The organism is Streptomyces paromomycinus, from assembly GCF_003865155.1.
Lineage (GTDB): Bacteria > Actinomycetota > Actinomycetes > Streptomycetales > Streptomycetaceae > Streptomyces > Streptomyces chrestomyceticus.
The window spans coordinates 8,578,896-8,590,977 of record NZ_BHZD01000001.1 but is presented as its reverse complement, the minus strand read 5'-3'; the positions used below and the strand labels follow the sequence as shown (position 1 = coordinate 8,590,977).

2 protein-coding genes are annotated in these 12,082 nt (G+C 72.8%); both read right to left on the bottom strand.

The window, feature by feature from the left end; all coding sequences use genetic code 11:
* Positions 1-2 precede the first annotated feature (2 nt).
* Entirely contained in the window at positions 3-2,258 is a 2,256-nt protein-coding gene (locus OEIGOIKO_RS43650; protein WP_218040028.1) for a type I polyketide synthase, read from the bottom strand.
* A 61-nt stretch (positions 2,259-2,319) separates the two neighbouring features.
* Positions 2,320-12,066, bottom strand: coding sequence for a type I polyketide synthase (locus tag OEIGOIKO_RS36800; RefSeq protein ID WP_125057669.1), 9,747 nt, complete (start codon positions 12,064-12,066; stop codon positions 2,320-2,322).
* Positions 12,067-12,082: the final 16 nt, after the last annotated feature.

Sequence of the window (12,082 nt, the reverse complement as noted above, 5' to 3'; positions counted from 1 at the left end):
GATCACCACGGATTCGGGCCATTGACCGCCGCGACAGCCACCTCACCCGACACCGCAGCCGACACCTCGTCGAACGAGGCGACGACCGCTGCTTCCGCTGCGTTGATCGCCGCCATCGCCCCACCCCGGGGCAGCTCCTGCATCAGCCGGGCACGGGCCGCCACCAGCGCACAGGCCTCCGACAGCGACAACACCCCAGCCACATGAGCAGCAGCCACCTCACCCACCGAATGGCCCACCACCGCATCCGGCACCACACCAGCAGCCTTCAGCACCGCCGCCAGAGCCACCTCGAAAGCGAACAGACCCGCCTGCGCATACAGCGTCTGATCCGCCAGCCCAGCAGCGGAACCGTCACCGTCGCCGTCCAGGACGACATCCCGCAGACGTACCTCGGCCCCCAGTTCCAGCTCCAGCAGCCCGCACACCCGGTCAAAGACCTCGGCGAACACCGCACTGTTCGCGTACAGGCCACGACCCATACCCGCCCACTGCGCACCCTGACCAGCGAAAATCAGACCCACCCGGACATCAGACCGGGCCACCCCCGACACCACCACAGGCGACGGAACACCGGCCGCCAGGTCTGCCACTGCAGACAGCAGTTCCTCGCGCTCCGAACCAAGCACCACAGCGCGGTGCTCGAACGCCGACCGCGTAGCCGCCAACGACCAGCCCACATCAGCCGCACCCAGACCCGGACGCGCCGACACCCACTCCCGCAACCGTCCAGCCTGCGCCGACAACGCCTCAGCCGTACGGCCAGACACCAGCCAGGCGCCGGAGTCCGGCAGCAGCGGCTCGGCGGTGTGGCTGCCGGTGTCCTGAGGTGCGGTGTCCGTGCCGCCCTCGCCGTCCGTCCCGGCCTGCGCCTCTGCGGGCTCCTCCGCCGGGGCCTCCTCCACGATGACGTGTGCGTTGGTGCCGCTGACGCCGAAGGAGGAGACGCCGCCACGCCGGACCCGCTCCCCCAGCGGCCAGGGGTGGGCCTGGGTCAGCAGCTCGATGTTTCCGGCCGACCAGTCGATGTGCGGTGAGGGCTGTTCGGCGTGCAGGGTCTGCGGCATCTGCTGGTGCTGGAGCGCCAGCACCAGCTTGATCACGCCGGCGATGCCGGCGCCGGCCTGGGTGTGGCCGATGTTGGACTTCACCGAGCCCAGCCGGACCGGCTGGTCCTCCGCGCGGCCCTGACCGTAGGTGGCCAGCAGGGCCTGAGCCTCGATGGGGTCACCGAGCGTGGTGCCGGTGCCGTGCGCTTCCACCAGGTCGACATCGGCGGTGGACAGGCGGGCGTTGGCCAGAGCGGCGCGGATGACGCGCTGCTGGGAGGGGCCGTTGGGGGCGGCCAGCCCGTTGGAAGCACCGTCCTGGTTGATGGCGGAGCCACGGATGACCGCGAGCACCGGGTGTCCGTTGCGGCGGGCGTCGGAGAGCCGCTCCAGTACGACCATGCCCGCGCCCTCGGATATGCCCATGCCGTCGGCATCGGCGGAGAAGGCCTTGCAGCGGCCGTCCCCGGCCAGGCCCAGCTGCTTGGAGAACTGGGTGAACATGACAGGGACGGTGGTGACCGTGACGCCGCCGGCCAGCGCCAGCGAGCATTCCCCGGACCGCACCGACTGCGCGGCCAGGTGGAGCGCGACCAGGGAGGAAGAGCAGGCGGTGTCCACGGTGACCGCCGGGCCCTCCAGACCCAGGGCGTAGGAGACCCGGCCGGAGATGACGCTGGTGGAGGTGCCCGTCATCAGGTGGACGTCCAGATCCTCGTCCGTGCCGAAGCCGTAGCCGGACAGCGAGGCACCGGCGAAGACGCCGGTCTGGCTGCCGCGCAGGACGTGCGGGTCGATGCCGGAGCGCTCCAGCGCCTCCCAGGCCACCTCCAGCAGCAGCCGCTGCTGCGGGTCCATCGCCACCGCCTCGCGGGGGCTGGTCCCGAAGAACGCGGCGTCGAACCCGCTGGCATCCGTGATGAACCCGCCCTCGGGAAGCCGCGTACTGCCGTCCGGGTCCTGGACCCGCAACTGTTCGAGGTCCCAGCCGCGGTCGGTGGGGATGTCGGCGATCCCGTCGCGTGCGGTGGCGAGCAGGTTCCAGAAGTCCTCCGGAGTGTCGACTCCTCCGGGGTAACGGCAGCCGATGCCGACGACCGCAATGGGCTCGTGGCTGCGTTCCTCGACCTCACGCAGGCGCTGCCGCGTGTTGTAGAGGTCCGTGGTCACCCACTTGAGGTAGTCGCGGAGGGCCTCTTCATCTGCCATCGGATCTCACCATTCCAGTTCGTGAAACGCGCACGTGCTGTCCGCACCTGAGGGGGGCCGGTTACCGGCCGAGTTCTCGGTGGATGAACTCGAATATCTCGTCGTCCGTTGCGGATCCGATCTTGTCCGCGACTGCTTGGCTCTCTTGCGGGGCGCCGCTCTCCTTCCACTGGGCGAGGAGGTGGTGCAGGCGCTCGGTGACCATGTCGTACGTCTTCTCGTCCGGCGCCGCCCCGGTCAGCAGCGACCCGAGCCGGTCGACCTCCTCCACCAGGGACACCGCACCCGTACCGTCCTGGAACTGCTCGCTCCACAGATGGTCGGCCGCCGCTTGCGGGGTGGGGTGGTCGAACAGCAGGGTGGCGGGCAGTTGCAGGCCGGTGGCGCTGCTGAGCCGGTTACGCAGTTCGACCGAGGTCAGCGAGTCGAAGCCGAGGTCGCTGAAGGCGCGGGTGGCCTCGACGTCGCCGGGTACGGCGTAGTCGAGTACCGCGGCCGCGTGTTCCTGCACCAGCCGGACCAGCGCCCGGTGCTGCTCGGCACTCGGCAGCCCGGCCAGCTCCTCGCGCAGCGAGGCTCCCGCGGCCGGGTCGGTCGCCGGGACGGCCGCCTCCGCCGCCAGGGCCGCGGCGGCCTCGGGCAGGCCGGCGATCAGCGGGCTGGGGCGGCGCAGCGTGAACGGCACGGCGAATCGCGACCAGTCGACGTCGACGATGGTCAGCGGCCCCTCCCTGCCGTCCACGATGTGCGCCAGAGCCTGGACCGCGCGGTCCTTGTCCATCAGCGCCACGCCGCCACGGGCCAGCCGTCCGGCGGTCTCCGCGTCGGTCATACCGCCACCGCCCCAGGGGCCCCAGGCCACCGAGGTGGCGGGCAGGCCGCGGGCCCGGCGCTGCTCGGCGAGGCCGTCCAGGTAGGTGTTGGCGGCGGCGTAGGCGGGCTGCACGACGCTGCCCCAGATCGCAGAGATGGAGGAGAACAGCACGAACGCGTCCAGTTCCAGGCCGAGTTCGCGGGTGAGCTCGTCCAGGTGCCGGGCTCCGGCCGCCTTGGCCGCCAGTACCGCGTCCGTCTCGGCCAGGTCGGCCTCGGCCACCGTCACGGCCTGCCCGATACCTGCGGTGTGCAGCACCGTGGTCAGCAAGGGGCCCTGTGCGACGATCCGGCCGAGCGTCCCGGCGACCTGAGCACGGTCACTGACGTCGCAGGCCACGATGTCCACCCGGCTGCCCGCGGCCGCCAGTTCGGCGGCCAGGGCGGCCGCTCCGGCAGCGGCGGGCCCGGAGCGGCTGGTCAGCACCAGCCGCCGGGCGCCACGGCCGGCCGCCCAGCGCGCGACGTGTCCGCCGATGGCGCCGGTGCCGCCGGTGACCAGGACACTGCCGCCTGGAGTCCACGGCCGGTCCGGCAAGGCGGGCTGCGGGGCGTGGGTCAGCCGTCGGCCCAGGATGGCGGCCGCTCGGATCGCCACCTGGTCCTCACCACCGTAACCGGCCAGCACCGCGCCCAGCCGCGCCGCGATCTGCCCGTCCGGTCCGTCGAAGTCGGCGGGGAGGTCGATCAGTCCGCCCCAGCGCTCGGGGTGCTCCAGACCGACGACCCGGCCCAGGCCCCAGACCTGTGTCTGCAGCGGGCGGACCGGCGGCTCGCCGGGTGCGGCGGCCACCGCCTGGGACGTGGCTACCCACAGCGGGGCATTCACGTCGGCGTCGCCGAGGCCCTGCACCAGGGCGAGGGTGGCGGCCAGGCCCACGGTCAGCGACGGGTAGTCGGGCATCGGCGTCTCGTCCAGCGCGAGCAGGGAGAGGATGCCGGCGAACCCGTCCGTCGGCAGCGCCGCACGGGTCTGCTCGGCCACCGCCTCACGCGCGGCGGCCCCGGCCATCTCCAGCACCACCACGTCCGCTCCACGGGCGGTGAGCGCCGCACGGCACTGACGCGCCATCGGACCATCGGCCTCCGAAGCCGGTACGAGCAGCAGCCAGCGGCCGGTCAGCCGGGCCGGTGCCGGGTCGGCCACCGGCGCCCAGGTGATCCGGTAACGCCAGCCTTCCGTGGCCGAACGTTCCTGTTCGCGGCGCCGCCAGGACGCCAGCGCGGGGAGGACGCCGCTGAGTTGCTGCTGGTCCGTAAGGGCCAGGGTGTCCGCGACGCCGGACAGGTCGCCGCCTTCGACGGCGGCCCAGAACTGCGCTTCGGCGGCCGAGGACCCGCCGGCGGCAACCGCGGCGGCAGCTGTGGTCGCGGAGGCTTCCAGCCAGTAGCGACGGTGTTGGAAGGCGTAGGTCGGCAGCTCCACCACCTCACCGGTCGGCAGAACCTTGCGCCAGTCCACCGGCAGCCCCGCCACATGCGCCTGCGCGAAGGCGCGCAGCAGACCGGCCGCGCCCGCGTCGGACTGGGACAGGGTGCCGATGCTCAACACCTGCGCGGCGCCCGCATCCGCATCCTCAGCGGTTTCGGACACCGCAGCGGTCAGCACCGGATGCGGCGAGACCTCGACGAACGCTCCGTAACCGGCCTCCAGCAGACTCCGGACGGCATCCTCAAAGCGCACCGTCTGCCGCAGGTTCGCGAACCAGTACTCAGCGTTGACTTCCTCACCGGCCAGCCACTGACCCGTAACGGTCGAAACCATCGGGATGCGGCCAGCCTGCGGGACAACGCCCGACAGTTCCGCTTCGAGCTGGGCGGCAAGCGGCTCCACCGCCGCCGAATGCGCCACAAAATCCGTCGCCGGAATCCGCCAGCGCAGCACCTTGCGCGCCGCCAGCTCCCGCTCGAACGCCGCCAACGCCTCCGCCTGACCGGAGACCACCACCGACGCCGGACCGTTGACCGCAGCCACCGACAACCGGCCGTCGAAACCCGCCACCAACTCACGCACCACACCGGCCGGCATCACCACCGACACCATCGCCCCCGCCACATCCAGCCCCGACAGCGCACGCGAACGCACCGCCACCACCCGCGCCGCATCCTCCAGCGACAACATCCCCGCCACCGTCGCCGCAGCAATCTCCCCCTGCGAATGCCCCACCACCGCATCCGGCACAATGCCAGCCGCCTCCCACACCGCAGCGAGGGAGACCATCACCGCCCACAACGTCGGCTGAACAACCTCAGCCGCCTCCAACGCAGGGGCGTCCCCGGCACCCGCCAGCACCTCCGTCAGGGACCAGTCCACATACGGCGCCAGCGCCGCCTCACACTCCGCCAACCGCGCCGCAAACAACGGCGACGAGCCCAACAGCTCCCGCCCCATCCCCACCCACTGCGCACCCTGCCCAGCAAACACAAACACCGTACGACCAGTAGCCCGAGCAACACCCGACACCACACCCGGCGCCGCCGACTCACCAGCCGCCAGACCCCGAGCCCCGTCCAACAACCCTTCCCGACCACCGGCGACAACCACGCCACGGTGCTCCAGCACCGCTCGCGTAGCCGCCAACGACCACGCCACATCAACCGGACGCAGCGCCGGACGCTCCGCCGCCCACTCCCCCAACCGCCCCGCCTGCGCAGCAAGACCCTCCGCAGACCGACCCGACACCAACCACGCGGACGCCCCACCCACCGCAAGAACAGCAGGTCCATCCTCAGCCGGCTCAGGCGCTTCGCCAGCGTCAGCAGTCTCCGCCGGAGCCTCCTCCAGGATGAGGTGGGCGTTGGTGCCACTCATGCCGAACGACGAGACGCCGGCCCGGCGTACCCGGTCCTTGCCCGGCCACGGGGCCGCTTCGGTCAGCAGTCTGACGTCGCCGGCCGACCAGTCGATGTGCGGGGAGGGCTCGGCTGCGTGCAGGGTGCGCGGCAGCTCGCGGTGCTGGAGGGCCTGAACCATCTTGATGACACCGGCGACACCGGCAGCAGCCTGGGTGTGGCCGATGTTGGACTTCACCGAGCCCAGCCACAGCGGGTCGCCCTCGCCGCGGTCCTGTCCGTAGGTTGCCAGCAGGGCCTGGGCCTCGATCGGGTCGCCCAGCGGGGTGCCGGTGCCGTGTGCCTCCACCACGTCCACGTCAGCAGGGGTGAGACGGGCGTTGGCCAGCGCGGCACGGATCACCCGCTGCTGGGAGGGACCGTTGGGGGCGGTCAGGCCGTTGGAGGCACCGTCCTGGTTGACGGCGCTGCCCCGTACGACGGCCAGGACCTTGTGCCCATGGCGCCGCGCGTCGGAGAGCCGCTCGACCACCAGCATGCCGGCGCCCTCGCCCAGTCCCATGCCGTCGGCACCGGCCCCGAACGGCTTGCACCGGCCGTCCGGGGAGAGGCCCATCTGCCGGCTGAACTGGTCGAACAGCAGCGGGTTGGCCGCCACCATGACCCCGCCTGCCAGGGCCAGCGAGCACTCCCCGGAGCGCAGTGCCTGGCAGGCCATGTGCAGCGCGACCAGAGAGGAGGAGCACGCGGTGTCCACCGTCACTGCCGGACCCTCCAGGCCCAGTACGTAGGAGACGCGGCCGGAGACCACGCTGGTGGAGATGCCGGTCACCAGGTGGCCGTCGAGCTCCTTCTGCACCCCGGAACTCCAGCCGTAGCCGGAGGCGGAGGCACCGGCGAACACGCCTGTCGGGCTGCCGCGCAGCCCGGACGGGTCGATGCCGGAGCGCTCCAGCGCCTCCCAGGCCACCTCCAGCAGCAGCCGCTGCTGCGGATCCATCGACACCGCCTCGCGCGGGCTGATCCCGAAGAAGCCTGCGTCGAAGTGGGTCGCGTCGTAGACGAAGCCGCCGGAGCGGACGGGGCCCTGGGGGTCTCCCTGGCGGTCCTCGATGTCCCAGCCGCGGTCCTCGGGCAGTACGGAGATGGCGTCGGTCCCGGCGGTGATCAGGTTCCACAGTTCCTGCGGGCCGCTCGCGCCGCCCGGGTAGCGGCAGGCCATGCCGACGATCGCCAGCGGTTCGTCCGCGGCCGCCGCCAGAACGGGGGCGGTGCGCGACGCGTCGGCCTGCGTGCCGTCCGGTGTGCCGGTCAGCTCGGCCAGTTCGGCCAGCAGGAATTCGGCGGCGGCGCTGGGCGTGGGGGCGTCGAACAGCAGGGTGGCGGGCAGGTGCAGGCCGGTGGCACTGCTGAGCCGGTTACGCAGTTCGACCGAGGTCAGCGAGTCGAAGCCGAGGTCGCTGAAGGCGCGGGTGGCCTCGACGTCGCCGGGTGCCGCGTAGTCGAGGACCGCGGCCGCCTGGGTCTGGACGAGGGTGAGCAGGGTCCGCTTCTGCTCGGTGCGGGACAGACCCGCCAGTTGTCGGCGCCAGGAGGCTCCGGCCTGCGGGCCGGTTGCCGTGTCACCGTTGCCCGGGGTGGGCTGCCCGTCTGCGGCCAGCACCTCCTGGACCTCCGGCAGGTTCTCGATCAGCGGGCTGGGGCGGCGCAGCGTGAACGGCGGCGCGAACCGCTGCCAGTCCACGTGGGCGACGGTCATCTGGGGTTCGCCGCAGTCCAGGATCTGGGCCAGCGCCTGCACGGCGTGGTCCGGATCCATGACGATCAGGCCGCGGCGGATGCCTTGCGCCGCGCCGACCTCGTCGGTCATGCCACCGCCGCCCCAGGAGCCCCAGGCCACCGAGGTGGCGGGCAGGCCGTGGGCGCGGCGGTGCTGGGCGAGGCCGTCCAGGTAGGTGTTGGCGGCGGCGTAGGCGGGCTGCAGGCCGCTGCCCCAGGTGGCGGAGATGGAGGAGAACAGGATGAACGCGTCCAGTTCCAGGCCTAGTTCGCGGGTCAGGTCGTGCAGGTGCCGGGCGCCGGCCGTCTTGGCCGCCAGTACGGCGTCCGTCTCGGCGAGGTCGGTGTCCTGCACCAGGGTGGCCTGGTTGACGCCGGCGGTGTGCAGCACCGTGGTCAGCGAGGGGCCCTGCGCGGCGATCCGGCCGAGCACCGTGGCGACCTGGGCGCGGTCACTGACGTCGCAGGCCACGATGTCCACCCGGCTGCCCGCGGCGGCCAGTTCGGCGGCCAGAACGGCCGCTCCAGCGGCGGCGGGACCGGAACGGCTGGTCAGCACCAGCCGGGCGGCGCCGCGGCCGGACAGCCAGCGGGCGACGCGTCCGCCGATGGCGCCGGTGCCGCCGGTGACCAGGGCGCTGCCGCCGGGCGTGTACGGTCCGGCCTCGTCGCGGGGGCGGCCGGCCCTGCTCAGCCGGCGGCCGAAGATTCCGGCCGGCCGGATCGCGGTCTGGTCCTCGCCGCAGCCGGCCAGCACCGCGCACAGGCGCGCCGTGATCTGTCCGTCCGCGCCGTCCGGTCCGTCGAAGTCGGCGGGCAGGTCGATCAGTCCGCCCCAGCGGTCGGGGTGCTCCAGGGCGACGACCCGGCCGAAGCCCCAGGTCAGGCTCTGTGCCGGGGTGACGGGCGGCTCCTGGGCGGTGGTGGCGACGGCGCCGCGGGTCAGTACCCACAGTGGGGCCTCCACCCCGGTGTCGCCCAGCGCCTGCACCGCGGCCAGTGTGCCGGCCAGGCCGCCCGGGACCGCGGGGTGCCCCGGCACCGGCGTCTCGTCCAGGGCGAGCAGCGAGACGATGCCCGACGGCGCCGTGGTCTCCTGCAGTGCCTGACCGAGGACGGCCGCCATCGCGGCGCGGTCCACGGTGCCCGCGGGCACCTCCACGATGGTGGTGTCGGCACCACGGGCGGCGAGCGCCTGGGCGCAGGCCTGGGCCGGGCCGGTGCCCTCGGGGCCGGTGAGCAGCAGCCAGCGGCCGGTGAGGACGGCGGCGGCCGGGTCGGCCACCGGTGCCCAGGTGATGTGGTAGCGCCAGTCGGCGGTGGCCGACCGGTCCTGTTCCTGGCGGCGCCAGGAGGTGAGGGCAGGAAGTACCTCGCCCAGCGCGTGCGCGTCGTCCAGGTTGAGCACGTCGGCCATGTGGGTCAGGTCGCCGCCTTCGACGGCGGCCCAGAACCGTGCCTCGGCGGCCGAGGACCCGCCGGCGGCAACCGCGGCGGCAGCTGCTGCGGCGGAGGGCTCCAGCCAGTAGCGGCGGTGCTGGAAGGCGTAGGTCGGCAGCTCCACCACCTCACCGGTCGGCAGAACCTTGCGCCAGTCCACCGGCAGCCCCGCCACATGCGCCTGCGCGAAGGCGCGAAGCAGACCGGCCGCACCGGCATCGGTCTGCGACAGGGTGCCGATACTCAGCACCTGCACGGCGCCCGAATCCACGTCCTCAGCGGTTTCGGTCACCGCGGCGGTCAGCACCGGGTGCGGCGAGACCTCGACGAACGCTCCGTAACCGGCCTCCAGCAGCGTGCGCACGGCCTCCTCGAAGCGCACCATCTGCCGCAAGTTCGCGAACCAGTACGCGGCATCCGCCGCCTCACCGGCCAGCCACTCCCCCGTAACGGTGGAGACCATCGGGACGCGGCCCGCCTGCGGGACAATGCCCGACAGCTCCGCTTCGAGCTGGGCGGCAAGCGGCTCCACCGCCGCCGAATGCGCCACAAAATCCGTCGCCGGAATCCGCCAGCGCAGCACCTTACGCGCCGCCAACTCCCGCTCGAACGCCGCCAACGCCTCCGCCTGACCGGAGACCACCACCGACGCCGGGCCATTGACCGCAGCCACCGACAACCGGCCGTCGAAGTCCGCCACCAGCTCACGTACCGCGTCAGCCGGCATCACCACCGACACCATCGCCCCGGCCACATCAAGGGCTGACAGCGCACGCGAACGCACCGCCACCACCCGCGCCGCATCCTCCAGCGACAGCATCCCCGCCACCGTCGCCGCAGCGATCTCCCCCTGCGAGTGACCCACCACCGCATCCGGAGTGACACCCGCCGCCTCCCACACCGCAGCCAGCGACACCATCACCGCCCACAACGCAGGCTGAACGACCTCAGCCGCCTCCAACGCCGGAGCACCCTCAACACCCGCCAGCACCTCAGTCAGCGACCAGTCCACATACGGCGCCAGCGCCACCTCACACTCCGCCAACCGCGCCCCAAACAACGGCGACGAGCCCAACAGCTCCCGCCCCATCCCCACCCACTGCGCACCCTGCCCAGCAAACACAAACACCGTACGACCAACAGCCCGAGCAACACCAACAACCGTATTACCGGCAGCCGTTGCGGCAGCCAGGTTGTCCAGGCCGGACAGACATGCGGCGTGCTCGTCGGCGACAACCACGCCACGGTGCTCGAAGACCGACCGGGTGGCCGCCAGTGACCAGGCCACGTCGGCCGGACGCAGGGCGGGGCGCTCGGCCGCCCACTCCCGCAGCCGTCCCGCCTGCGCGACAAGGCCCTCCGCAGACCGGCCCGACACCAGCCAGGCCGTGGGTCCGCCGTCGGCGAGCAGCGCCGGGGCGGGGGCCGATCCGGCCTGCTCGTCCGGCCCGTGCTGCGCCGACTCGGCCAGGGCCTGCGCCTCAGCCTCACCTTCGCCTGCGTCCGTGGCCGGTCCGTCCGGTCCGGCCGGATCCATGGCCTCCTCGGCCTCTTCGGCCGGGGCCTCCTCCAGGATCACGTGCACATTGGTGCCGCTCATGCCGAAGCCGGAGACACCGGCCCGGCGCACCCGCTCGCCGCTGGGCCACGGCACCGGCTCGGCCAGCAGCCTGACCTCGCCCGCCGACCAGTCCACCTCGTCGGTGGGCTTCTCGACATGGAGGGTGCGCGGCAGGTTCTGGTGCTGCAGGGCCAGGACCATCTTGATGATTCCGGCCATGCCCGCGGCCTGCTGGGCGTGGCCGATGTTGGACTTCACCGAGCCCAGCCACAGCGGGCGGCCCTCGGGGCGCTCCTGGCCGTAGGTGGCCAGCAGTGCCTGGGCCTCGATCGGGTCGCCCAGCGGGGTACCGGTGCCGTGCGCCTCCACCACGTCCACCTCGGACGCGGTCAGGCGGGCACCGGCCAGGGCGGCGCGGATGACGCGCTGCTGCGCGGGGCCGTTGGGGGCGGTCAGGCCGTTGGAGGCACCGTCCTGGTTGACGGCGCTGCCCCGTACGACCGCGAGTACGCGGTGGCCGTTGCGCCGGGCGTCGGAGAGGCGCTCGGCGACCACGACGCCGACGCCCTCGGCGACGCCCATGCCGTCGGCGCCGACCCCGAACGCCTGGCACCGGCCGTCCGGGGAGAGCCCCAGGGAGCGGCTGAAGTCGGTGAACAGGACCGGGGTGGCCGCCACGTAGGCGCCGCCGACCAAGGCCATGGAGCACTCTCCCGCGCGCAGGGCCTGGCAGGCCAGGTGCAGCGAGACCAGCGCCGAGGAGCAGGCGGTGTCCACGGTGACCGCCGGGCCTTCCAGGCCCAGGGTGTAGGCGAGGCGGCCGGAGAGCACGCTCATCGCGTTGCCGGTCATGACGTGCCCGTCCAGGTCGCCCTGGGCGCCGCTGGCCCAGCCGTACCCGGAGGCGGAGGCGCCGGCGAACACGCCCGTCGGGCTGCCGCGCAGCGCGGACGGGTCGATGCCGGAACGCTCCAGCGCCTCCCAGGCAACCTCCAGCAGCAGCCGCTGCTGCGGGTCCATCGACACCGCCTCGCGCGGGCTGATCCCGAAGAAGGCGGGGTCGAAGCCGGTGGCGTCGTGCAGGAAGTTGCCTGCCTGGACCTCGGCGGCGTCCTGTCCGGTGCCGTCGTCACCCAGGTCCCAGCCGCGGTCGCGCGGCAGCGCGGCCACCGACTCGCGGCCCGCGTCCAGCAGTTGCCACAGGTCCTGGGGGCTGCGCACCCCGCCGGGGAAGCGGCAGGCCATGCCCACCAGGGCGATGGGCTCGCCGCCGGCCGCCTCCATCTCCTGCAGGCGCTGCCTGGTCTCGTGCAGGTTGGCGGTCACCCGCTTGAGGAAATAGCGAAGCTTCTCCTCGCTCATTTAACTCACCTCGTCG